We start from the raw sequence: 22,982 nt of genomic DNA, 5'->3' as shown, positions 1-22,982 counted from the left end.
AGCGCGAACCTAGCGCGCGTGCGCGGTGCGGCGCGTGATGGAAAAACGCGACGCCCCTTCCACGTCGCTTCAACGCGCGCATCGCTAGGTTCGGGGCTTTCCCGCGCCCGGAGTTCCGCATGGCAAGCAAGAAACAGACCGGCGCGTCCACCGCGAAGAAGCAACGGGCGCTGCAATCGGTGATCGAGGCGAAGGACGCCAAGGCGAAACCGCAGAGTTCGCAGGCGAAGAAGAAACCCGTGCAGGCCGGCGCGCGCAAGGAACCCACGCAACTGCCGAAGCAGCACCTCGATAAACCGGGCAACGAACACGACCTCGCCCTCGCCCCGCGCTTCCTCGCGCCCGACTACATCGGCAGCGAAAAGCTCGCCGACATGGTGGCGATCGTGACGGGCGGCGATTCCGGCATCGGGCGCGCGGTCGCGGTGCTCTATGCACGCGAAGGCGCCGACGTGGCGATCGTCTACCTGTCGGAACACGAGGATGCGAAAGAGACCAAGCGCCTGGTGGAAGCCGAAGGCCAGCGTTGCCTGCTGCTCCCCGGCGACGTGAAATCCGTGCGCTTCTGCGAAGAAGCGGTGGAAAAGACGGTCAAGCAATTCGGGCGCCTCGACATCCTGGTGAACAACGCGGCCTTCCAGTTGCACGCCGCATCGCTGGCGGACATCAGCGAAGAACACTTCCAGGAAACGCTCCAGACCAACATCGGCGGCTACTTCCACATGGCGCGCGCGGCGTTGCCGTACTTGCCCGAAGGCGGGTCGATCATCAACTGCGGCTCGGAGACGGCGTTGTTCGGCAGCAAGGAACTGCTGGACTACTCCGCGACGAAGGGCGCGATCCATGCGTTCACCAAGTCGCTCGCCAGCAACCTGCTGGAACGCGGCATCCGCGTGAACGCGGTGGCGCCCGGACCAGTGTGGACGCCGTTGAATCCGTCGGATCGTCCCGCAGAGGCCGTCGCCGAATTCGGCAAGCAGAGCGACATGGGACGTCCCGCGCAACCGGAAGAGATCTCGCCCGCGTTCGTCTTCCTCGCCTCGAAAGTGACCGCGTCGTACATCAACGGCGCGATCCTGCCGGTGATGGGCGGCCCGCGCGGCTGAGCATCTGAATGGGGCGCAGCCTCGCTCTCGCGTGCTCCAGACGTCGTTTTTACGGCCTTTCGCCTACGGTGCGGCACTGACCGCCGCGTGGGGAACTGTCTTGAGGATTGCGCAAATTTCGCCGCTGTACGAAGCGGTTCCGCCGAAACTCTACGGTGGCACCGAACGCGTGGTGGCCTGGCTGACCGATGCTCTCGTGGATGCAGGACATGAGGTCACCCTGTTTGCGTCGGCCGAAGCGAAGACGCGCGCCACGCTGCATGCTTCGCGCGACCAGGCGATCCGGCTGGATCCCGCGCCGCTGAAATCCGACCTTGCCTCGCACATGAGCATGCTGCACGAGCTGCGCGAGCGCATGGACGATTTCGACGTGCTGCATTTCCACACCGACATGATCCACTTCCCGTTCTTCGAGCAGTTCGCGGATCGCACGCTGACGACGTTGCACGGCCGGTTGGACCTCAAGGACCTGCCGGGCGTGTACCGGCAGTGGGATCAGTTCCCGCTCGTATCGATCTCGGAGAACCAGCGCAAGCCGCTGGCGAGTGCCAACTGGCTCGGCACGGTGCACCACGGCATGCCGGATACGCTGTGCCCGTTCAACGGCGAGCCGCAGGGCGATTACCTCGCCTTCCTCGGCCGCATCTCGCCGGAGAAGCGCGTGGATCGCGCCATCACCATCGCACGCCGCGTCGGCATGCCGTTGAAGGTGGCCGCGAAGATCGACGCGCAGGACAAGGCGTACTACGAGCGCGCGATCGAGCCGCTGCTGCGCGGCGCGGACGTGGAATTCATCGGCGAGATCGGCGATGCGCAGAAGCCGGAGTTCCTCGGCAATGCCGCCGCGCTGCTGTTCCCGATCAACTGGCCGGAGCCCTTCGGCATCGTGATGATCGAAGCGATGTCCTGCGGTACGCCGGTGGTCGCGTGGCGTTGCGGCTCGGTGCCCGAAGTGATCGACGACGGCGTGACCGGCCGCATCGTGTCCAGCGAAGACGATGCGGTGGCCGCCACGCGCGAAGTGCTGGGCTACGACCGACGTGCGGTGCGCGATGTGTTCGAGCGCCGCTTCACCGCGCGCGGGATGGCCGAGCACTACGTGGACCTGTACCGACAACTGGCGCGAGGTCGCGAACCCGATCGCGGCCTGCGCCTGGCATGAGCATGGATCCGGCGGCGACTGCCGCGTTGTATGCGAGCCATGTCCTCAAGGACGGGGACAGCTTCCTCGTGGCCAACGGGTACGGCGACATCGAGGAAGGCAGCACGGGGATGTTCCGCGACGACACGCGGCTGCTGTCGATCTACCGCCTGCGCCTCGGCGAAACGGTGCCCGCGCTGCTGAGCGCCGCGGTCACGGAAGACAACGTCTTCTTCCTCGCGCACCTCACCAATCGCCAGTTGCCGCCGCTCGGTGGCAGCGAGGCCCCGCAAGGGCTCGTGCACATCCTGCGCTCGCGCTTCCTGCACGACGAGCGCATGTACGAGCGCCTCGCCTTCATGAACTACGGCAACGCCCCGCTGACGCTGCCGGTGCGCATCGAACTCGGCGCGGACTTCCGCGACATGTTCGAAGTGCGCGGCATGGTGCGTCCGGCGCGCGGCGAGTTGCTGTCGACGCCGCACACGGCGGGCAGCCACACGGTGGAGTTCCGCTATCGCGGGCTGGACCAGGTGATGCGCGCGTCGGTCGTGGCGTTCTCGCGCGAGGCGCATCGCGTGGAAGGCCGGATGCTGGAATTCCTGTTCCCGCTGGTGCCGGGCGAAGAAGTGGAACTGTTCGTCGAAGTCGGCAGCGAAGCGGGCCCCGTGCCTTCGCGCGCCACGCATCGCACAGCGGCGGCGCAGGCGCGTCGCCGCATGCGGTCGCGCGGGCGTCGCGGTGCGCGCGTGCGCAGCAACGGGCCGTTGTTCGATGCGTGGATGCAACGATCGCGCGCGGACCTCGCGCTGCTGACGAGCGAACTGGAAACCGGGCCGTATCCCTACGCGGGCATCCCGTGGTTCTCGACGCCGTTCGGGCGCGATGCGGTGATCACCGCGCTGCAGACCTTGTGGCTCGATCCGGGCATCGCGCGCGGCGTGCTGGGCTTCCTCGCGGCGCACCAGGCGCAGGAGGAGTCGTCGTTCCTGGATTCGGCGCCCGGCAAGATCATGCACGAGACGCGCAAGGGCGAGATGGCGGCGATGAAGGAGCTGCCGTTCGGGCGTTATTACGGTGGCGTGGATACGACGCCGCTGTTCGTGATGCTGGCGGGCGCCTACGCGCGCCGCACGGGCGAGATGGCCTTCGTCGATCGCCTGTGGCCTGCGTTGCGCGCGGCAACGGGCTGGATCGAGCGCGTCTGCGATGCCAACGCGAACGGCTTCCTCGATTATGCGCGCGGCGAATCCACCGGCTTGTCCAACCAGGGCTGGAAGGACAGCGAGGATTCGGTGTTCCATGCCGACGGGAAATTCCCGCCCGGCCCCATCGCGCTCGTCGAAGTGCAGGGCTATGCGTACGCCGCGTTCCGCGCGATGTCGGAGCTGGCCGGGCTGCGCGGCGAGATCGAGGACGCGCAACGTTGGGACGCGCGCGCCAATCGATTGCGCGAGACGGTGGAAGCGCGCTACTGGATGGAGGATCGCGGCTTCTACGGCATCGCGGTCGATGGCAAGGGCGCACTGTGCGAAGTGCGCGCCAGCAATCCGGGGCATCTGTTGTTCTGCGGCTTGCCCGATCCCGCGCGCGCTGCATCGGTGGCCGCGCAATTGATGCTGCCGGAATTCCACACGGGCTGGGGCGTGCGCACGCTCGCGCTTGGCGAAGCGCGCTACAACCCGATGTCGTACCACAACGGATCGATCTGGCCGCACGACACGGCGCTATGCGCCGCGGGCATCGCGCGCTACGGGCATCGCGATGCGGCGGTCACGTTGCTGCGCAGTGCGTTCGAGTCCGCGGTGAACTTCGACATGCGCCTGCCGGAACTGTTCTGCGGCTTCCCGCGCGTGCAGGGCGCGCCACCGATCGCCTACCCCGTCGCCTGCCTGCCGCAGGCGTGGGCCGCGGGCGCGCCTTTCATGTTGCTGCAGGCGTGCCTGGGCGTGGAGATCGATGGCTTGCGTGGCGAGATCTCGGTCGATCGTCCGCGCCTGCCGATCGGCATCGACGAAGTGCGGTTGCTCGATGTCGCGCTGGGCAACGATCGCGTCGACCTGCGCTTCCGGCGCATCGACGGGCGCGTGGCGATGTTCGTCGACGGCCGGGGCGATCGCGTGCCGCCGGTGCGGTTGCGCAACTGAGGCGTCAGATTTCGTACGCCGACTCACCGTGCGCGCTGATGTCCAGGCCTTCGCGTTCCGCGTCGTGGTCCACGCGCAGGCCGCGCAGGCGGCGTGCGACCTGGAAGGCCAGCAGCGCGACCACGCCGGACCAGGCGATGGTGATCACGACGCCGACGGCCTGCACGCCCAGCTGGTGCGCGATCGAGAAGTCGCGGCTGCCCGCACCGCCCAGCGCGGGCGCAGTGAACACGCCGGTCGACAGCGCGCCGACGATGCCGCACACGCCGTGGATGCCGAACACGTCGAGTGAGTCGTCCGCGCGCAGGTAACGCTTCAACGCATTGACGCCCCAGAACCCCGCCGCGCCGCCAAGCGCGCCGATGACCAGCGCGCCCCCGATGCCCACCGTGCCGCATGCGGGCGTGATCGCCACGAGGCCGGACACCGCACCCGACGCCGCGCCCAGCATCGACGCGCGCCCGCGCAGCGTGGCTTCCACGGTGCTCCACGCGAGCACCGCGGCTGCCGCGGCCACCAGGGTGTTGAGGAACGCGAGCGCCGCGACGCCGTTGGCTTCCAGCGCCGAGCCCGCGTTGAAGCCGAACCAGCCGACCCACAGCATCGCTGCGCCGGTGAACGTGAGCGGCAGGTTGTGCGGCGACAAACGCTCGCGCCCGAAGCCGACGCGCGGCCCGAGCATGTACGCACCGACCAGGCCCGCGACCCCCGCGTTGATGTGCACCACGGTGCCACCCGCGAAATCCAGCGCGCCCATGCGGAACAGCAATCCATCGGACGCCCACACCATGTGCGCGAGCGGGAGATAGGCGAAGGTGAACCAGAGCGCGGCGAACAGCAGCACCGCGGCGAACTTCGCGCGTTCGGCGATCGCGCCGACGACCAGCGCGCAACTGATGGCGGCGAACGCGCCCTGGAACGCGACGTAGGCCAGTTCGGGAATGCGCACGCCCGGCGTGAACGTGGCGATGGTGGACGTCGGCCCGATGCCGTACAGCATCAACTTGCCGAAGCCCCCGATCCACGCGCTGCCGCCTTCGAAGGCGAGCGAGTAGCCGTACACCACCCACAGCACGATCGCGAGCGAGGCGACGACGAGCACCTGCATCAACACCGAGAGGATGTTCTTCGCGCGGACGAGGCCGCCGTAGAACAGCGCGAGGCCGGGGACGATCATCAGCATCACGAGGACGGTGGAAACCAGCATCCACGCGGTGTCGCCCTTGTCGACCATGCCGTCTCCCGTTCGCGAAGCCCCTCCCCTGCGTGCAGGGGAAGGGTTTGGGGTGGGGTCCCGCGGTAACGCTTACAGCGTGTAGTACAGCTGGTACTCCAGCGGATGCGTGGCCGCACGGAAGCGCGTCACTTCCTGCATCTTCAGGCCGATGTACGCATCGATGAAGTCGTCGGTGAACACGCCGCCGGCCTTGAGGAAGTCGCGATCCTTGTCGAGCGCTTCCAGCGCCTGGTCGAGCGAATGGCAGACGGTGGGGATGTTCTTCTCTTCTTCCGGCGGCAGGTCGTACAGGTCCTTGTCGCTCGGCGCGCCCGGGTCGATCTGGTTCTTGATGCCGTCCAGGCCGGCCATCATCAGCGCGGCGAAGATCAGGTAGCCGGAGTTCATCGGATCGGGGAAGCGGATCTCGATGCGGCGCGCCTTCGGGTTGGCCACGTACGGGATGCGGCAAGACGCCGAACGATTGCGCGCCGAGTACGCCAGCATCACCGGGGCTTCGAAGCCCGGCACCAGGCGCTTGTACGAGTTGGTCGTCGAATTGGCGAACCCGTTGATCGCGCGCGCGTGCTTGAAGATGCCGCCGATGTACCACAGCGCCATCTGCGACAGGCCGCCGTAGCCGTCGCCGGAGAACAGGTTGACGCCGCCCTTGGCGAGCGACTGGTGCACGTGCATGCCGCTGCCGTTGTCGCCGACGATGGGCTTGGGCATGAAGGTCGCCGTCTTGCCGTTGCGGTGCGCGACCTGCTTGATGACGTACTTCATCGTCAGCAGTTCGTCGGCCTTCTTCACCATCGAGTTGAACTTGGTACCGATCTCGCACTGGCCGGCGTTGGCCACTTCGTGGTGGTGCACTTCGACTTCGATGCCCACCTGCTCGAGCGTCTTGCACATCTCGGCGCGGATGTCGTGCAGCGTGTCCAGCGGCGCGACGGGGAAGTAGCCGCCCTTCACCATCGGGCGGTAACCGGTGTTGCCGCCTTCGTATTCGCGGCCGGAGTTCCAGTGCGCTTCTTCCGAATCGATGTGGAAGAAGGTGTGGCCCATGTCGTTCGCGAAGCGGACGCTGTCGAAGATGAAGAATTCCGGTTCCGGGCCGAAGAACGCCTGGTCGGCGATGCCGCTGGACTTGAGGAAGGCTTCGGCGCGCTTGGCGATGCCGCGCGGGTCGCGCGAGTAGGCCTGCATGGTGGCCGGGTCGAGGATGTCGCAGGTCAGGACCAGCGTCGGGTCGGCGGTGAAGGGATCCAGGAACGCGGTGGTCGGATCCGGCAGCAGCACCATGTCGGATTCGTTGATGCCCTTCCAGCCGCTGATCGAGCTGCCGTCGAACATCTTGCCGTCCTCGAACAGCGAGGCGTCGACGATCGACTTCGGGAAGGTCACGTGGTGCTGCACGCCGCGCATGTCGGCGAAACGCAGGTCGACGAATTCAACCTTGTGGTCCTTGATGAGTTTCTCGACGTGTTCCAAAGACATGGCGGGCTCCGATGGGTGAGATGGGGCGGAAATCGAGGGCCGGGACGACCCGGATCGCAACGTCAGTCATAGCAGCAAGGCGCATGCCAAGGACGGCCGTGGTGCAACCCATTGATTCGCAACGCAGCACGCGATCTCGATCGGCATCGCTGCACCGGATTGGTGCGGCGCCGGTTCCAGTTCGCACCAGCGTGGTTGCGCCGCCAGCGGCGCAGCCCGTTCTGCCAGGTGTTTCCACGGAAACGAATTGCGGGTACGATTTCCATGGAAGGAGGGACGCCATGGCACGTCGATCGCTGCAGCAGGTTCCCGGGGCCGCCACCACCCAGGCCGCGGTGCTGGGCAAGGCCGTGGTGCGCGCAGCCGCGCAGCTCGGGGTCACGCAGGACACCCTCGCCGGGGTGCTCGGGCTCAGCACCGCCACGGTGAGTCGCCTGGTCGCCGGCGATTACCCGCTCAAGGCCGGCCGCAAGGAATGGGAGCTCGCGCTGCTGTTCGTGCGCCTGTTCCGTTCGCTCGATTCCATCGTCGGCACCACCGAGGCCGCCCGCGCATGGTTGCGCGGCGACAACCTCGCGCTCGGCGCCGCCCCCGCCGCCCTGATCACCGACCTGCAAGGACTCGTGCGTGTCGTCGACTACCTGGACCACCACCGCGGTCGCATCTGAGCGTCGGCCCTGGAAGGGCCGCGCGTGGCGGATGGTCGAGGCGCAGCACGTCGCGAGCACGATGAAGCTCGTGGACGATGCGGACGAGCAGGCGCTGCTCGAAACCTTGATCGACGCGTCCAAGCCCCGCGCGCCCGCGGGCACCGCGCACCTGCATTACCTGCTCGCCACGCCCTTCCGGTATTCGCCGCGGCGCGGCGGCTCGCGCTTCCGCGATCGCGACGATCCCGGCGTCTTCTACGGCGCGCAGGGCGTGCGCACCGCCTGCATGGAAATGGGCTACTGGCGCTGGCGCTTCCTGATGGACGCGCCCGCGCTGGACGGCCTCGCCCCGCTCGCCTTCACCGCCTTCGCCACGCGCCTGCGCACCGAGGCGATCGACCTGCAGCGCGCGCCCTTCGATCGCGACGCCGCGGCATGGACGCATCCGGTCGACTACGCGCCCACCCAGGCCTTCGCCCGCATCGCTCGCGACGCCGGCGTGGGCGCGCTCCTGTATCGCTCGGTGCGCGATCCGACGCCGGCCTGGTGCGTCGCCCTGCTCACGCCCGCAGGCTTCGATGCGCCACGGCCGGAACCGGGCGAACAGACCTGGTGGCTCCGCGTGACGCGCACGCAGGCGCAATGGAAGCGGGATCGCGAAGCGTGGACATGGACGCCGCCATCATGAAACGCGACCATCCGGCGTTGCCGTCCCTTCCCTCTTCCGCGAATCCCCAATGACCGATCTCCTGGCCGCGCTGCTGCTCGGCATCATCGAAGGCATCACCGAATTCCTGCCGATCTCCAGCACCGGTCACCTGCTCATCGCCGAGCGCTGGCTCGGGCATCGCAGCGACCTGTTCAACATCGCGATCCAGGCCGGCGCGATCCTCGCGGTGGTGGTGATCTACCGGCAGCGTTTGTGGCAACTCGCCGACAGCTTCCTGCATCCGGCGCAGGCCGCACCGGTGCACGGACAGGCGCCGCGCGATTACGCGTTCAAGCTGGCCGTCGCATTCGGCGTGACCGCGGTGCTCGGCCTGGTGGTGAAGAAGCTCGGCTTCGAGTTGCCGGAAGACGTGGCGCCGGTGGCGTGGGCGCTGGTGCTGGGCGCGGCGTGGATGCTGCTCGCGGAGCACTTCGCGGCCAAGCGCGCGGTGGTGCTGGGCGAACGTTCCAACATCACGTGGACCGTCGCGATCCTGGTCGGCGTGGCGCAGGTCGTTGCGGGCGTCTTCCCCGGCACGTCGCGCTCGGCGGCGACGATCTTCGTCGCGCTGCTGTTCGGCGTGACCAGCCGCGCGGCGGCGACGGAATTCGCGTTCCTGGTCGGCATCCCGACGATGTTCGCGGCCACCGGCTACGAACTGCTGCACGTCGCGCGCGAAGGCGGCCTGGCGGGCGAAGACTGGAACGCGCTCGCGGTGGCCTTCGTCGCCTCCGCGGTCACCGCCTTCATCGCGGTGAAGTGGCTGCTGCGCTACATCCAGACGCACCGCTTCACGGCGTTCGCGGTGTATCGCTTCGTGGTGGGCGCGGCGTTGCTGCTGCTGGTGCCCGCGCGCTGATCTACAGCGTGCGGGTCTGCCCGCCGTCGACGTCGACGATTGCGCCCTGCATGTAGCTGGCGCGATCCGAGGCGAGGAACGCCACGACGGACGCGATTTCCGCCGGCGTGCCGAAGCGTGCGACGCGCAGGTCGCGCGCGAGTTCGGACGACGCGGCGTCCGGCGCGATGCCGCGTTCCGCCGCCAGCTTGTCGATGCGCACCTGCGTGCGTTCCGTTGCGATGCTGCTCGGATTCACCGCGTTGACGCGCACGCCGTCGCGTACGCCCCGATCGGCCAGCGCCTTCGTCAGGTTGAGCAGCGCTGCGTTGACGCTGCCGCCGATGGTGAAGTCCGCGTTGCCCGTGCGCCCGCCGATGCCAGCGATGTTCACGATGCAGCCCTGTTGCGCGACCAGCTGCGGCCACGCAGCGCGACACAAACGCACGGCGCCGAAGAACTTGAGCGCGAAACCCGCCTCCCACGCCGCATCGTCGAACGCGAGGAAATCCCCGCGCGGCGTCGCGCCGGCGTTGTTCACCACCACATCGATGCGACCGAAGGCCTGCATCGCGGCGTCGACCAGTTGCGTCGCCGCCTCCGGCGCCGCGAGATCGCACGGCACGGCCAATCCGCGCACCGAGAACGCCTCGACCACGCCACGCAAGGCGTCATCCGAACGCGCGGCCGCCACCACGTGGCACCCGTCTTCCGCGAGCGCCCGTGCGATCGCCGCGCCGATGCCGCGACTGGCGCCGGTGACGATCGCAACGCGCGCGCTCAACCCTTGACCTGCGGATTGAGCGTGTACGTGCCGTAGATCGCGGCCTCGGTGATTTCGTGCGGCTGGAGCGCATGGAAGACATCGGCGGCGGTGAAATCCTCCGGGACGTCGAGCTTCGGCACGCGCAGCGCGAACAGGCGGAAGAAGTAGCGATGCACGCGCAGGTCGTTGGCCGGCGGATACGGACCGTCGTAACCGCGCCACTGGCCGCGCATGTCGGCATCGCCCGCGAACCAGCCGGTGTAATCGTTCAAGCCCTGGCGCGCGCCGGGCGGGCACGGCGGCGACTGCTTGCCGTGCTTGGTCACGCCGTCGCTGCAGCTGCCGGCCGCGATCGCATGCACGTTGGCGGGAATGTCCACCATCGCCCAGTGCACGAAGTCCGCGCGCGGTTGCTCGACGGGAATCTGCAGGTCGTCGCGGCCCACGGTCGACGGATCGGTCGGCGCGTCGGTGTCGATGCACAGCAGCACGAAGGATTGCGTGTCGGCCGGCGCGTCGTCCCACGCCAGGTGCGGATTGCGATTGCCGCCGAAGCCGTCCGGCGTGCCCATCGCGAACTCGGCGGGGATGGGCCCGCGGTGTTCGAAACTCTCGCTCCAGATGCGCATGCGCGTTCCTCTCAGGCCAGGGCGGGCGATGTTGCCACGGACAGGTCGACGGCGGCGTCCAGTCGTTCGGCGACCCAGCGTTCGGCGAAGCCGTCGCCGCGCCAGTTCTCGAGGAAGCCGCAGTGGCCGCCGTGCGGTGCGATGTCCAGGTGCGCGTGCGCGGGCAACGCGAGCTGGCGGAATTCGTCGACGGGAATGACCGGATCGTCTTCCGACATCAGGATGCTCGCCGGCACCGACAGCGACGCCAGGCGATCGCCCGCGATCGAATAACCCTGGAAATAGCCGTCGAGCGAACCGAACTGCGTGTGCCGCTCCACCATCCACTGCGTGAGCGGCCGCATGCGCAGGCCGAGTACCTGGTCGTCGAAATCGTGGTGCTGCGGGAACAGCTTGCGCTTGCGCGCCAGCGATTCGCGCCACTTGCGTTCGAAGTACCACATGTACAGCGGCAGGCCGCGTTCCATGTTGTCCATCGTGCGCGCCGGATCCAGCACCGGGCACACCGCCGCGACGTGCACGAGCGGAATGCCGGCAGCCTGCGCGCGCAGGGCGATGCGCAGCGCGAAGTTCCCGCCGAGCGAATACCCCGCCACCACCATCGGGCGCGTGGCATAGCGGTGCGCGATTTCCGCGGCCGCGTGCACGACTTCGTCGATGCGGTTGGAATGGAAGAGGCCTTCGTTGAGATGGTGCGTGTCGCCGTGGTCGCGGAAGTTGAGCCGGAACACTTCGAACCCGCGCGCGAGCAACCGCGCGGCGGTCAATTGCATGTAGCTGGATTCGGCGCTGCCTTCCCAGCCGTGCAGCAGCAGCGCGAGCGCGCGCGGCGTGACGCCGGGCATCGCCGAATGCAGGCCCTGCAGGCGCACGCCGTCGCCGGCGTCGATGATGTGCGCGGTGGTGACGGCGCCGCTGGCGGCCATGGCGCTCCGGCCGCGCCGGCGGCGCAACGCGCTGGAGCCCAGCACCGATTGCAGGTGCGGGCTGTACAGCGAACGCGGCGGGCGATAGTCGCGGGCGGTGAGCATGTCGCGGAGGCTAGCGCGCCCCGTGTCGAGGTCGCGCTCTAACCCGTCGCAGGTCGGCGAACCAACGCTGGAACTCAAGGGGCCGCCATCGCTTCGACGATGCGTTCGCGCGCCAGCTCGGCGATCCGCCGGCGGCCGCCGGCATCGGACACGTCGATCGGTTCGAGGAACCACACCTCGGTCTCCCGCGCCGGCTCGCCGAGCAGGCGCAGGAAATTGGCGGCGAAACTTTCGTCCGGCCCGAAGGCGACCACCGGTTGCGCCGATGCGCCCTTCCCGTAGCGCAGCGCGACCGGCTGGACGCGCACGCCGGCCTCCACCGCGGCCAGGAAGATGCGCGCGTGGAACGGGCCGATCTCGCGGCCATCGCGCGTGCGGCCTTCGGGAAACACGCCTACCGAACGCCCGGCGCGCAGGCGCGCCAGCATCTCGTGCAGCACGCCACCCATCGATTCGCTGCTGCCGCGCTCGTGGTAGATCGTTTCGCCGCGCGTGGCCAGCCAGCCCACCAGCGGCCAGCCGCGGATCTCGCGCTTGGCGACGAAGCCCATCATCCGCTGGCTGTGCAGCGCGACGATGTCGACCCAGCTGACGTGGTTGGCGACGAACAGCGTGGCGCCCGGCAACGGCACGCCGCGGCGATGCATGCGGAAGCCGAAGATGCGCATCAGCCCGCCCTGCCACCAGCGGATCATGCGGTGCTCGAGCGGTTCGCCGCCGATGTCGATGCGCCCGATCGGCGGCAGCATCACCAGCAGGGTGATCGGCAGGTCGATGAGCACGTGCCAGGCGAGCAGCGGCATCCGCAGCGCGAACCGCAGGGCGTTGGGGCCCTTCACTTCGGCGCGCCGGCGGGCAGCGCGATCACCGCCAGGGTCAGGCGCGAGATGCACACCAGGCGGGCGCGTTCGTCTTCGATGCGGATTTCCCACACCTGGGTCTGGCGGCCGACGTGCAAAGGCCGCGCGGTGCCGGTGACCAGGCCTTCGCGCACGCCCCGCACGTGGTTGGCGTTGATCTCGATGCCGACGCAGCCTTCGCCTTCGCCGACGCACAACATGCCGGCGGAACTGCCGAGGGTTTCGGCCAGCAGCACCGAAGCGCCGCCGTGCAGCAGGCCGTAGGGTTGGCGCGTGCGCGCATCGACCGGCATGGTCGCGCGCAGGAAGTCGTAACCGATCTCGGTGAACAGGATGCCCAGCGTTTCCATGGAGGTGCCCGCCGACATCGCGTTGAGCGATTCGATCGAGGCGCCGGGACGGAACGGTCCCGGGTGCGACGACGGGGGGCGGTCGCCGGAAGCCATGCCGGCGGCCTGGCTCAGCCGAACTTGAAGACGCCCGGGCGCCAGCCGCGGGTGTACGACTCGTGCTTGGAGGCATAACCGCTGCTGCTGCCGTAGCCGGTGCCGAACTCGCGCTCGCGGCGGACATGCATGCGGTCGACGAGTTCGTTGCGGCGCGATTCCAGCCACTCTTCGCGGCCGAGCTTGGCCGGATCCTGGCCACGGCGCTTGGCTTCGTGGTCGCGGTAGTCGCAGAAGTCGTCGTAGGCGTCGAGCTCGTGCTTCAGGTCGCGCACGCACAGCTCGATCATCACCGCGTCGTCGAGGAAGCCCAGCACCTCGACGTTGTCCGGGATGATGTCCTTCGGATCGCAGAAGTAGACGAGCGCGGACAGCACGCGCTGGCGGTCTTCTTCCGGCAGGTGCCAGCCTTCGTCGCGCACCATGGCGATCATGTCGTCCAGGCGCAGCAGGCGTTCCTTGATGAAATCGGGGATGTGCACCTTGGCGGCGTCTTCGAGCAGCTTGCCGCTGCACATGACGATGTCTTCGGCCGTCCGGTCCTTCGCCGATTCCTGCGCGGCTTTCATCGCCTTGTGGAAATGCTCGAGGTCGCGGTCGTTGAGTTCGAAATTCAGCGAAATCGACATGGCGGTATCCAGGTCCGTGAGGCGTGGCGGGGAGGCCGGCAGCCTAGCAGAGTCGTGGGGTTCTCCGGAACATTCGGCGCGCACCGACTCGCTTTCGGCGTGGATCAGAGGATCGGTGCCAGGCCCGCGCCGAAGGCCGTGAAGATGCGGGTGGTGAGTCCCTTGACGCTGAGGTTGACCTCGGGAAACGGGCCCACGGGCGTGTAGCAGCGGCGGAACCCGGGGTCGTCGCGCGGCAGCGGCGCGGGGCATTCCGGGCCGGGCGCGAATTCGTAGCTCGTCGCGTATTTCCACGGCCACAGGTCGAACAACGGCAGGGCTTCGGACACCTTGGCCAGCGAATAGTCGAGTCCGGAAAACACGGGCGCCGGATCCCGGCGCGCGATCACCCAGGCATTCTCGGGGCGCATGTCGCCGCGGATGCTGTCGGCCAGCAGGCGCGCGAAGGCCGGGTCGTCGATGACCACGGCGCTCTCGGTGTTGTAGCGATCGCCGCGCGGATCGAAGTTGTGCGTGCCGATCACGGCGATGCGTTCGTCCACCACCATCGACTTGGCATGCAGCCCGATGCGCACGCCCGCGCGCCGCAACGGCACCGGGGCGTTGGCGCCTTCGCCGCCGCTGCCGAAGTAGCGGGTGGCGACGTGTTCGCGCTGCTGCTGCGGGGTTTCGCGACGGGTGCGCGCGTTGCCGCCGGTGCTGCCGCTCGGGGCATCCATGCGTACCGCCGAGGCTTCGTCGATCGCCAACGCCGCGGCCTTGGTTTCCTCCGCGCCCGCGGCGATGGACGCCAGGTCGATCGGCGCGGTGGCCGGGAACGGTTTGAATTCGTAGATGTGGAAACCGAACTCGCGGAGGTAGCGGCGCTTGTACTTGAACGACAACGCGTAGGCGATGAACGCATCGGTCGCCGCCAGGCTGTTGGTCGAGATGACGATCCTGGGCGGCGCCGGGCGTGCCTGCAGCGCGCGGAACATGTCCTGCGCCTGGTCGGACAGCACCAGGTAGGGGGTCTGCAGGAGCACTTCCTTCTGCGAGGCCTCGATGATTTCGCGCAGGCCCTGGCCCGCGACCACCATGTTCGACGGCGCGCTGCGGCGATGCTTCTGCGGCAGGTCCGCGAGGAAACGCACGGCGCCGACCTGCATCGCAGGCGCGACCAGACGTTCGCGCACGAGGGCGGCATCGCTCGCATCGCGCGACATCGCCTCCACGCGCGCCGGCGCATCGAACGGATCCTGCGGCATCGGCTGCGGGCCTTCGGACAACAGCGCGCGGCCCACGTCGTCGAGGCGCTCTGCCGGCACGCTGCGGCGCGATTCCCAGAACGCATCGAAGTTGGACGCCATCTCGCGCGCCACCGGGCCGGCGACCAGCACGTCGCGGTCGCGGAAATCGTAGGTCGGGCTCCAGTCGTAGTAATCGTCCTGGTAGTTGCGCCCGCCGGTGATGCCCACCGCGTCGTCCACCAGCAGCAGCTTGCTGTGCATGCGCTGGTTGAGGCGGTGCCAGCAGCAGATCGACGCCATCAGGTACTGCGGGTAGCTGATGCGTGCGCGGTTGAAGATCGGGTTGTAGACGCGCAGCTCCAGGTTGGCGTGCTGCGAGGACAGCGCGGCCAGCGTGGTGGCCTTCCGCAACGCGGAGAGCTGGTCGACGATCATCCGCACCTTCACGCCGCGGCGCGCCGCCGCCAGGAGTTCGTCGAGCACCAGGTGCCCGGTGTCGTCCTCGTCGAAGATGTAGGTCTGCAGGTCCACGGTGTAGCGCGCGCTGCGGATGAGGTTGACGCGCGCCATCAGCGCGTCGGGGCCGCGGTCGAGCAGCAGGGCGAAGTGGTGCGGGGTGGAGTTCGCGGATTCGGCCAGCGCGGTGTCGGCGAGGTTGCGCAGCGGCGAATCGATGGCGCAGTGGTTGGGGCGGTCGCAATCGATGGCGGTGGCGCGCGCGCCGATCGCGATGGCTTCGGCGTGCCCGCGCTTGGTCTCGGACATCGCGCACGCACCGCACGACAGCGCGAGCGCCAGCACGAGCAGGTGCCGCAGCAGTGGACTCATTTCGCCGGCTCGCTCGCCACGTCGGTCAAGCGCACCTGCAGGTCGAAGCGCACTTCGTCCTTCAGCGCGAGGCGCCAGCCGTCCAGGTCGTAGTCGCCGCGGCGGACGACGCCTTGCGCGTGGATCGCGCAATCGCGGCCGGGGCGCGCGCACTGGCCCGCGGAGAGGACGAAGCGTTCGCGCCGCTGGATGCCGTGCATGCGCAACTGGCCATGCAGCGTGCCGCCGTCGCGCAGGATCGCGGCGTCGTAGGGTTCGGAGATGAACTGCACGTCCGGGAAGCGCGCCGCATCGAAGAAGCGCGGGCCGCGGGTGAGCGAGGTGTAGCGCGGGTGGTCGACGATCTCGACGTTCGCGGTCGGCAGTCGCAACCGCACCTGGCGCTTGCCGTTGCCGAGGTCGACGACTTCGCCGGCGCCGCCCACGAACCGACCGACCAGCACCTGGCTCCAGCGCGTGACCAGCGTGAACTCGAACTTCGATTCCGGCGCCACGTGCGCCAGCTGCGCCTGCGCTGCCACGCCGGCTGCGACTGACGCCAGCAGCACGGTGGCGATCCAGCGATACATGCGCCTAGCCCGTCACGGCCACCAGAAGGCGGCCAGGCGCGCGACGCCCGGCTCGATCGCGGCGTCCTTCGGCACGCTCAGCACCGCGATGCCGCCGGGCGGCATGCCGCGGTAATCGCCGGACTGCCCACTGTGCATGAGCGCGGCGAGCTGTTCGAAACCGGGGTTGTGGCCGACGAGCAGCAGGCGTTCGACGTCCTTGTGGCCATCGGCCAGCTCGATCAGCGTGCCGGGCGTGGCGTCGTAGATCGACGGCTCGAGGCGCTGGTCGACGTAGCCCACCGCGGAGAGCACCGCTTCGAGCGTTTCGCGCGTGCGCCGCGACGGCGAACACAGCGCGCGGTCCGGCACGAAGCCGTGTTCCTTCAGCCAGCGGCCGGCGGATTCGGCTTCCGCCAGGCCCTCCGGCGACAGCGGACGGTCGAGGTCGGCCTGGCCGGTGGCAGCGGGCTCGGCGTGTGCGTGTCGCAGGAGAATGAGTTGGCGCATGCCCGGAGCTTAGCCGAGGTGGAAGCGCGCGAGGGGTGAATGTCGTTTCACGCGCGCTTGAGCCACTTCAGCAGCGGCGCCCAGTCGGCCTGGTGCTCGCGCACCTGCTGGGACTGGTAGTCGAACAGGCTGCGCCCGAGCCCGGCCATCAGCACGTAGGCCTGCGTATCGCGGAGTTCGGCGACCAGCGGATACGGCCACTGGCGGAGCAGGTCCATCGACGACTGCGAGGCATTGGTCCAGGGCCGCAGGCGGTTGCCGACGAGGCCCACGGGCAGCTGCCCCTTCCGCACGCGGGGATGTTTCGCGAGCGTATCGAGGAAAGGGACGGTGGCCTCGATGTCGATCACCGACGGCAGCACCGGGACGACGACCGCATCGGCCACGTCGAGGAAATGCGCGAGTTCCTGGCCGTGCGCGCCGGCGGCGGCGTCGACCACCACGTGCTGCGCGTCCTTCGGGACGCGGCGGTCCCAGTCCTTGCGGGTGCCGTCGACGGGGAGCACGGCGTGTTCGAGGGTGGCGCGCTTCTCGGCCCAGTGGCGCGAGGAGCCCTGGCGGTCGGCATCGACCAGCACCGTGCGTTTGCCATCGAGCGCGAAGCGCGCCGCGAGGTTGGTCGACAACGTGGTCTTGCCCACGCCGCCCTTCGAACTGGCCACGAGCACCGTCTTCATCCCGACCCCCGGATACGCTGGAAGCCGCAGGGTACACGGCGCATGGCGGGCGCGCGCGCGGCTGCGTGCTAGCCTGCGTCGCATGACCGGCGAGATCGACCAGCTCTGGCAACGCGCCGAGTCGATGCTCCACCAGCGCCAGCTCGACCCCGCGAAGCAGGCCTACCAGGCCATCGTCGCGCGCGCCCCGGGCCATGCCGGCGCCTGGCTGCGCATCTCCACCCTCGCCTCCCTGCGGGGCCGGTTCCGCGAGTCCGCCGATGCGGCCTTGAACGCGGCCAACGGCGAACCCCAGCACCCGCAACTGCGCGCCGACATCTTCGACCGCCTCGTCGCAGTGGGCGAATCGCAGGCCGCGCCGATCTTCTTCGAACGCAGCTTCCTGGCCACGTGGTCGCCCGAGGCGTTGTTCGAAGGCGCGCTGGCGCTCAACACGCTCGGGCTGCCGACGCGCGCGCTCGAACTGGTGGACCTCGCCCGCGCCCGCGGCGAACGCGGACCGCGGCTGGGCCTGCTGCGCGCCACGCTGCTCGTCTTCGCCGGCCGCCTGGACGAGGCCGAGGCGGAGCTGGAATCGGTGATCGCCGTCGCCCCGCAGTTCGCGAGCGCGCATTGGACGCTGTCGAAGCTGCGCACGTGGACGCCCGCGCGCAACCACATCGATCGCCTGCGCAAGCGCCTGGTCGCCACGCCGACGCTGGATCCCGGCGTGCCCTACCTGTGGTTCGCGCTCTACAAGGAATACGAGGACTGCGGCCAGGACACCGAAGCATGGAAGGCGCTGGTGCACGGCTGCACCGCGCGCCGCCGCGCGATCGACTACGACCCGAAGTACGAGCAGGACGTCTTCGATCGCCTGATCCACCTCACCACGCCGGAATTCCTCGCGCCGCAGCCCCCCGCGCAGAAAGGCCCGCGCCCGATCTTCATCGTGGGCATGCCGCGCTCGGGCACCACGCTCATCGAACGCATCCTCGGCGCGCATCCGCAGGTGCGCGATGCGGGCGAACTGCAGGACTTCCCGTTCCAGATGGCGTGGGCCTGGGACCACCAGTCGCCGCGCATGCTCGACAACCACATGCTGTCGACGATCGACCGCGTGGATTTCGCGCAACTGGGCCAGCGCTACCTGCAACGCACGCAATGGCGCGCGTGGGCGGCCGACGGCGAGCCGCGCGCGGCGTACACCGACAAGCTCCCGCGCAACGCGATGAACGTGGGTTTCATCCATCGCGCCCTGCCCGGCGCGCGCATCCTCAACGTGGTGCGCGATCCGATGGACACGTGTTTCTCGAACCTGCGCGAATTGTTCGGCGCGGCCTATCCTTATTCCTACGACCAGCGCGAACTGGCGGCGCATTACCAGAACCACCGCAAGCTGATGGCGCACTGGCACGAAGTGTTGCCCGGCCGGATGCTCGATGTGTCGTACGAATCGCTGGTGGCCGACCCCGAAGCCGTCGCGCGCCAGGTCTTCAAGTTCTGCGGGCTGCGGTGGGTGCCGGGCTGCGCGGCGATCGAGAAGCGCAGCGCCCCCACCGCCACGGCGAGCACGGTGCAGATGCGCCAGCCCATCGATGCGCGCCACCAGGGCCGCTGGCATCGCTACGAAACCCAGCTCAAACCGCTGCGCGACGCGCTCGGGGACGCCGTGGACTGAACGCGCATGCGGGGCCGTATTGAGGCCGCGATCGGGGTCGGGGAAGGTCGGGCAAGCCGCCGCTGCTACAATTCGCGGTCTTTTTTCACGACTTTCGGTCGCGCCTCATGACCAGCACTGCTGAGCTTTCATCCCCCGCGTCCGCCAATACCGAGCTCACGAAGTCGGCGGTCGACGGCGATTACACCCTCGATCACAAGTACACGCGCCAGTCCGGCCGCATCTACCTGTCGGGCGTCCAGGCGCTGGTGCGCCTGCCGCTTATGCAGAAGCTGCGCGACCAGGCCGCGGGCCTGGACACCGCGGGCTTCGTCAGCGGCTACCGCGGTTCGCCGCTCGGCGGCTTCGACCTGGAACTGTGGCGCGCGAAGAAGCACCTCGAAGCGGCGCGCGTGAAGTTCACGCCGGGCCTCAACGAGGACCTCGGCGCGACGATGGTGTGGGGCACGCAGCAGACCAACCTGTTCCCGGGCGCGAAGGTCGAGGGCGTGTTCGGCATGTGGTACGGCAAGGGTCCGGGCGTGGACCGCACCGGCGACGTGTTCAAGCACGCGAACGCCGCGGGCACCGCGCCGAAGGGCGGCGTGCTCGCGCTCGCGGCCGACGACCACGCCTGCCGCAGCTCGACGCTGCCGCACGGCTCCGAACATGAATTCGTCAGCGCGATGATGCCGGTGCTCAACCCGGCCGGCGTGCAGGACATCCTTGACCTCGGCCTGATGGGCTGGGCGATGTCGCGCTTCACCGGGCGCTGGGTGGGCTTCAAGACGATCGCCGAAACGGTGGAGTCCTCCGCGTCGGTCGACGTCGATCCGCTCGCGCTGAAGATCGTGCTGCCGGAAGACTTCGAGCTCCCGCGCGGCGGCCTCAACATCCGCTGGCCCGATCCGCCGATGGACCAGGAGATGCGCCTGCACCAGTACGCGGTGAAGGCCGCGCAGGCGTTCGCGCGCGCCAACCAGCTGGATCGCATCGTCATCGATTCGCCGAACGCGCGCCTGGGCATCATCACCACAGGCAAGTCCTACCTCGACGTGCTGCAGGCGCTGGAATACCTCGACCTCGACGCGCGCGCCTGCGCCGACCTCGGCATCCGCGTGTACAAGGTCGCGATGACCTGGCCGCTGGAACCGGTGGGCCTGCGCCAATTCGCGCGCGGCCTGTCCGACATCCTGGTGGTCGAGGAAAAGCACGCCTTCATCGAAAGCCAGATGAAGGAATCGATGTACAACTGGACCGGCGAGCGCCCGTCCATCGTCGGCAAGTACGACGAAGCCGGCGAATGGATCCTGCCGTCCACCGGCGAACTCACGCCGGCGAAGATCGCCAGCGTCATCGCGCGGCGCATCCAGAAATTCCACGACAGCGAACACGTCCGCGACGTGCTGCGCTGGATGGAAGCGAAGGAATCCGAACTCGCCCTGCCCCGCGCCGCGTTCCCGCGCGTGCCGCATTACTGCTCGGGCTGCCCGCACAACACCTCCACGGTGGTGCCGGCCGGTTCGCGCGCGCTCGGCGGCATCGGTTGCCATTACATGGTCACGTGGATGGACCGCAGCACCGACACCTTCACGCACATGGGCGGCGAAGGCGTGACGTGGGCGGGCCAGGCCAGCTTCACCGACACGCCGCACGTGTTCCAGAACCTCGGCGACGGCACGTACTTCCACTCCGGCTCGCTCGCGATCCGCCAGTCGATCGCCGCCGGCGTCAACATCACCTACAAGATCCTCTACAACGACGCGGTCGCGATGACGGGCGGCCAGCCGGTCGACGGCACGCTGAGCGTTCCGCAGATCGCGCACCAGGTGCGCAGCGAAGGCGTGCAGACGATCGTCGTGCTGTCGGACGACATCGCCAAGTGGAGCGATCCGTCGATCTTCCCGTCGGGCGTGGAATTCCTCGACCGCAGCGAACTGGACAACGTGCAGAAGCGCCTGCGCGAGATCCCCGGCTGCACGGTGCTGATCTTCGACCAGACCTGCGCGACGGAAAAACGCCGCCGCCGCAAGCGCGGCAAGATGGTCGATCCGCAGAAGCGCGTGCTGATCAACTCGCTCGTGTGCGAAGGTTGCGGCGACTGCGGCAAGAAGTCGTTCTGCGTTTCCGTGCTGCCGAAGGAAACCGAGTTCGGCCGCAAGCGCGAGATCGACCAGAGCAACTGCAACAAGGACTACAGCTGCGTCAACGGCTTCTGCCCGAGTTTCGTGACGGTGCACGGCGGTGCGTTGCGCAAGAAGAAGGGCACGAATGCGGCCGACCGCTTGCAGTCGATCCCGATGCCCACGCTGCCGTCGCTCGACCAGCCCTGGAACATCCTGATCACCGGCGTCGGCGGCACGGGCGTCGTCACGATCGGCGCGCTGCTCGGCATGGCCGGGCACCTGGAGGGCAAGGGCGCGAGCGTGCTCGACCAGACGGGCCTGGCACAGAAGGGCGGCGCGGTCACCACGCACATCCGCATCGCCAACAAGCCCGAAGACATCCACGCCGTGCGCATCGCCGCGGGCGAGGCCGACCTCGTGCTCGGCTGCGACATGGTGGTGGTCAACGACTACTGGCCGTTGTCGAAGATCCGCAGCGGCCGCACGCAGGTCGTGCTCAACAGCTACGAAGCGATGCCGGGCACGTTCACCACGCGGCCGGACATGCAGTTCCCGGCGCAGGACATCGTCGGCGCGATCAAGCTCGCGCTCGGCGGCACCGATCCCTTCATCGTCGATGCCACGCAGCTGGCGACGGCGCTGATGGGCGACGCGATCGCCACCAACCTCTTCATCCTCGGCTATGCCTGGCAGCGTGCGCTGGTGCCGGTGTCGTTCGATGCGCTGATGCGCGCGGTGGAACTCAACGGCGCGGCGATCGAGATGAACAAGACCGCGTTCGCGTGGGGCCGCCTGGCCGCGACGGATTTGCCGGCCGTGCTCGAAGCCGCGGGCCTGTCGCGCAGCGTTCCGTCGCAGGACACGCTGCACGACCTGCCGGTGCTCTCGCCGGGCGAATGGGAAGGCCACGAGTGGGGCGCCAACGTCGCGCCGAAGCCGCTCGCGAAGGAAGACGAACTGCGCCACGTGCCCGCGCACGGTGCCGAGGTCGCGTTCCTCCCGCTCGACGATGCGCGCCTGTCGCGTTCGCTGGATGAAGTGGTGTCGCGCCGCGTCGCGTTCCTCACGGAGTACCAGAACGCCGGGTACGCGAAGAAGTATTCGGACTTCGTCGCGCAGGTCCGCGCCGCCGAACAGCAGCGCGCGCCGGGCAGCACCGATCTCTCCGAGGCCGTCGCGCGTTACGCGTTCAAGCTGATGGCCTACAAGGACGAATACGAAGTCGCGCGCCTGTACACCAGCGGCGATTTCCAGCGGAAGCTGCAGCAGCAGTTCGAAGGCGACTACAAGCTCAAGTTCCACCTCGCCCCGCCGCTGCTGGCGAAGAAGGACAGCGAAGGCCGCCTGATCAAGGGCGAGTACGGCCCGTGGGTGTTCACCGCGTTCAAGTGGATGGCGAAGCTGCGCTTCCTGCGCGGCGGTGCGTTCGACGTGTTCGGTTACACCGAGGAACGCAAGATGGAGCGTCGCCTGATCGAGGAATACTTCTCGACCGTGTCGTCGCTGCTCGCATCGCTCGACGGCGGCAACGTCGCGCTGGCGACGGAGATCGCCTCGATCCCGGAACACATCCGCGGCTACGGCCACGTCAAGGATGCGCACCTGCACTCGGCGAAGGAACGCGAAGCCGAGTTGCTGGCGAAGTGGAAGGCGCCGGGGGCGCCGGTGCAACGGGCCGCCTGATCAAGGGACCAGGGACCGGGGACCAGGGACCAGTCACTGCAAAAGCAAAAAAGCCGCGCTTGATAGGCGCGGCT

The 22,982-nt window shown here is 68.5% G+C and carries 19 protein-coding genes and 1 pseudogene; 8 read left to right on the top strand and 12 right to left on the bottom strand.

The genetic code is table 11. The annotated features are described in order from the left end of the window. The first annotated feature begins 119 nt into the window (after positions 1–119). From LYSHEL_RS06870 to LYSHEL_RS06860, 3 genes are all read left to right on the top strand, one after another. Positions 120–1,106: an SDR family oxidoreductase gene (locus LYSHEL_RS06870; RefSeq protein ID WP_213437018.1), complete on the top strand. Its 987-nt coding sequence runs from the start codon at positions 120–122 to the stop codon at positions 1,104–1,106. 100 nt (positions 1,107–1,206) lie between these two features. After that, positions 1,207–2,268, top strand: a complete 1,062-nt coding sequence (locus LYSHEL_RS06865) for a glycosyltransferase family 4 protein (protein ID WP_213437016.1) — start codon at positions 1,207–1,209, stop codon at positions 2,266–2,268. Beyond that, positions 2,265–4,394 carry an amylo-alpha-1,6-glucosidase gene (locus tag LYSHEL_RS06860; RefSeq protein ID WP_244858694.1) on the top strand — a complete coding sequence of 710 codons (2,130 nt, stop codon included), beginning with the start codon at positions 2,265–2,267 and terminating at the stop codon, positions 4,392–4,394. Before LYSHEL_RS06865 ends, LYSHEL_RS06860 begins: the two co-directional genes overlap by 4 nt. A gap of 4 nt (positions 4,395–4,398) precedes the next feature. Here the strand turns inward: LYSHEL_RS06860 and amt are convergent. Next, positions 4,399–5,688 (bottom strand): annotated as a pseudogene (gene amt / locus LYSHEL_RS06855) (ammonium transporter); the annotation flags it as partial. A 12-nt stretch (positions 5,689–5,700) separates the two neighbouring features. Then, positions 5,701–7,110 (bottom strand): type I glutamate--ammonia ligase, encoded by a 1,410-nt coding sequence (glnA, locus tag LYSHEL_RS06850; RefSeq protein WP_213437012.1) that lies wholly within the window; start codon positions 7,108–7,110, stop codon positions 5,701–5,703. Between the two features lie 281 nt (positions 7,111–7,391). On the opposite strand from glnA, the gene LYSHEL_RS06845 reads away from it, so the two are divergent. From LYSHEL_RS06845 to LYSHEL_RS06835, 3 genes are read left to right on the top strand one after another with little or no spacing between them, the layout of a single operon-like run. After that, positions 7,392–7,778: an antitoxin Xre-like helix-turn-helix domain-containing protein gene (locus tag LYSHEL_RS06845; protein WP_213437010.1), complete on the top strand. Its 387-nt coding sequence runs from the start codon at positions 7,392–7,394 to the stop codon at positions 7,776–7,778. Then, positions 7,738–8,448 carry an RES family NAD+ phosphorylase gene (locus tag LYSHEL_RS06840; RefSeq protein WP_213437008.1) on the top strand — a complete coding sequence of 237 codons (711 nt, stop codon included), beginning with the start codon at positions 7,738–7,740 and terminating at the stop codon, positions 8,446–8,448. The genes LYSHEL_RS06845 and LYSHEL_RS06840 overlap by 41 nt, the downstream gene beginning before the upstream one ends. 49 nt (positions 8,449–8,497) lie before the next feature. Beyond that, on the top strand, positions 8,498–9,328 hold the full coding sequence (locus LYSHEL_RS06835) for an undecaprenyl-diphosphate phosphatase (protein WP_213437006.1): 831 nt from the start codon (positions 8,498–8,500) through the stop codon (positions 9,326–9,328). 1 nt (position 9,329) lies between these two features. On the opposite strand, the gene LYSHEL_RS06830 is transcribed toward LYSHEL_RS06835, so the two are convergent. The 10 genes from LYSHEL_RS06830 to LYSHEL_RS06785 all read right to left on the bottom strand — a co-directional run bounded on the left by LYSHEL_RS06830 (position 9,330) and on the right by LYSHEL_RS06785 (position 17,460). Further along, the gene (locus tag LYSHEL_RS06830; RefSeq protein WP_213437004.1) at positions 9,330–10,091 is read right to left on the bottom strand and encodes an SDR family oxidoreductase; all 762 of its coding nucleotides are present in this window, start codon (positions 10,089–10,091) and stop codon (positions 9,330–9,332) included. Continuing rightward, positions 10,088–10,702 carry a YbhB/YbcL family Raf kinase inhibitor-like protein gene (locus LYSHEL_RS06825; protein WP_213437002.1) on the bottom strand — a complete coding sequence of 205 codons (615 nt, stop codon included), beginning with the start codon at positions 10,700–10,702 and terminating at the stop codon, positions 10,088–10,090. The genes LYSHEL_RS06830 and LYSHEL_RS06825 overlap by 4 nt, the downstream gene beginning before the upstream one ends. An 11-nt stretch (positions 10,703–10,713) precedes the next feature. Further along, positions 10,714–11,733 carry a YheT family hydrolase gene (locus tag LYSHEL_RS06820; RefSeq protein ID WP_213437000.1) on the bottom strand — a complete coding sequence of 340 codons (1,020 nt, stop codon included), beginning with the start codon at positions 11,731–11,733 and terminating at the stop codon, positions 10,714–10,716. Positions 11,734–11,807: 74 nt separating this feature from the next. Next, positions 11,808–12,536, bottom strand: a complete 729-nt coding sequence (locus LYSHEL_RS06815) for a lysophospholipid acyltransferase family protein (protein WP_213437660.1) — start codon at positions 12,534–12,536, stop codon at positions 11,808–11,810. Positions 12,537–12,568: 32 nt separating this feature from the next. Continuing rightward, a complete protein-coding gene (locus tag LYSHEL_RS06810; RefSeq protein WP_213436998.1) occupies positions 12,569–13,039 on the bottom strand; it encodes a hotdog fold thioesterase in 471 nt (156 codons plus the stop codon). A 14-nt stretch (positions 13,040–13,053) separates the two neighbouring features. Further along, complete coding sequence (locus LYSHEL_RS06805) at positions 13,054–13,668, bottom strand: YkvA family protein (protein WP_213436996.1); 615 nt, start codon at positions 13,666–13,668, stop codon at positions 13,054–13,056. 104 nt (positions 13,669–13,772) lie between these two features. Then, positions 13,773–15,725 carry a phospholipase D family protein gene (locus LYSHEL_RS06800; RefSeq protein WP_213436994.1) on the bottom strand — a complete coding sequence of 651 codons (1,953 nt, stop codon included), beginning with the start codon at positions 15,723–15,725 and terminating at the stop codon, positions 13,773–13,775. Next, positions 15,722–16,294, bottom strand: coding sequence for a YceI family protein (locus LYSHEL_RS06795; RefSeq protein WP_213436993.1), 573 nt, complete (start codon positions 16,292–16,294; stop codon positions 15,722–15,724). Before LYSHEL_RS06795 ends, LYSHEL_RS06800 begins: the two co-directional genes overlap by 4 nt. A 12-nt stretch (positions 16,295–16,306) precedes the next feature. Beyond that, positions 16,307–16,783, bottom strand: a complete 477-nt coding sequence (locus tag LYSHEL_RS06790) for a SixA phosphatase family protein (RefSeq protein WP_213436991.1) — start codon at positions 16,781–16,783, stop codon at positions 16,307–16,309. Between the two features lie 47 nt (positions 16,784–16,830). Further along, positions 16,831–17,460, bottom strand: coding sequence for a ParA family protein (locus LYSHEL_RS06785; protein WP_213436989.1), 630 nt, complete (start codon positions 17,458–17,460; stop codon positions 16,831–16,833). 82 nt (positions 17,461–17,542) lie between these two features. On the opposite strand from LYSHEL_RS06785, the gene LYSHEL_RS06780 reads away from it, so the two are divergent. Further along, positions 17,543–19,120, top strand: coding sequence for a tetratricopeptide repeat-containing sulfotransferase family protein (locus LYSHEL_RS06780; protein WP_213436987.1), 1,578 nt, complete (start codon positions 17,543–17,545; stop codon positions 19,118–19,120). 107 nt (positions 19,121–19,227) lie between these two features. Continuing rightward, the gene (locus LYSHEL_RS06775; RefSeq protein ID WP_213436985.1) at positions 19,228–22,908 is read left to right on the top strand and encodes an indolepyruvate ferredoxin oxidoreductase family protein; all 3,681 of its coding nucleotides are present in this window, start codon (positions 19,228–19,230) and stop codon (positions 22,906–22,908) included. The last annotated feature ends 74 nt before the right edge of the window (positions 22,909–22,982 follow it).

The sequence above is a fragment of the Lysobacter helvus genome, assembly GCF_018406645.1.
GTDB lineage: Bacteria > Pseudomonadota > Gammaproteobacteria > Xanthomonadales > Xanthomonadaceae > Noviluteimonas > Noviluteimonas caseinilytica.
This window is presented reverse-complemented; position numbering and strand designations above follow the sequence as displayed.

Coding starts and splice junctions, on each gene's coding strand:
- LYSHEL_RS06800 (WP_213436994.1), bottom strand. CDS start 15,725: ATGAGTCCACTGCTGCGGCACCTGCTCGTGCTGGCGCTCGCGCTGTCG.
- LYSHEL_RS06810 (WP_213436998.1), bottom strand. CDS start 13,039: ATGGCTTCCGGCGACCGCCCCCCGTCGTCGCACCCGGGACCGTTCCGT.
- LYSHEL_RS06835 (WP_213437006.1), top strand. CDS start 8,498: ATGACCGATCTCCTGGCCGCGCTGCTGCTCGGCATCATCGAAGGCATC.
- LYSHEL_RS06785 (WP_213436989.1), bottom strand. CDS start 17,460: ATGAAGACGGTGCTCGTGGCCAGTTCGAAGGGCGGCGTGGGCAAGACC.
- LYSHEL_RS06870 (WP_213437018.1), top strand. CDS start 120: ATGGCAAGCAAGAAACAGACCGGCGCGTCCACCGCGAAGAAGCAACGG.
- LYSHEL_RS06820 (WP_213437000.1), bottom strand. CDS start 11,733: ATGCTCACCGCCCGCGACTATCGCCCGCCGCGTTCGCTGTACAGCCCG.
- LYSHEL_RS06860 (WP_244858694.1), top strand. CDS start 2,265: ATGAGCATGGATCCGGCGGCGACTGCCGCGTTGTATGCGAGCCATGTC.
- LYSHEL_RS06805 (WP_213436996.1), bottom strand. CDS start 13,668: ATGTCGATTTCGCTGAATTTCGAACTCAACGACCGCGACCTCGAGCAT.
- LYSHEL_RS06795 (WP_213436993.1), bottom strand. CDS start 16,294: ATGTATCGCTGGATCGCCACCGTGCTGCTGGCGTCAGTCGCAGCCGGC.
- LYSHEL_RS06775 (WP_213436985.1), top strand. CDS start 19,228: ATGACCAGCACTGCTGAGCTTTCATCCCCCGCGTCCGCCAATACCGAG.
- LYSHEL_RS06845 (WP_213437010.1), top strand. CDS start 7,392: ATGGCACGTCGATCGCTGCAGCAGGTTCCCGGGGCCGCCACCACCCAG.
- glnA (WP_213437012.1), bottom strand. CDS start 7,110: ATGTCTTTGGAACACGTCGAGAAACTCATCAAGGACCACAAGGTTGAA.
- LYSHEL_RS06790 (WP_213436991.1), bottom strand. CDS start 16,783: ATGCGCCAACTCATTCTCCTGCGACACGCACACGCCGAGCCCGCTGCC.
- LYSHEL_RS06780 (WP_213436987.1), top strand. CDS start 17,543: ATGACCGGCGAGATCGACCAGCTCTGGCAACGCGCCGAGTCGATGCTC.
- LYSHEL_RS06815 (WP_213437660.1), bottom strand. CDS start 12,536: ATGCCGCTGCTCGCCTGGCACGTGCTCATCGACCTGCCGATCACCCTG.
- LYSHEL_RS06825 (WP_213437002.1), bottom strand. CDS start 10,702: ATGCGCATCTGGAGCGAGAGTTTCGAACACCGCGGGCCCATCCCCGCC.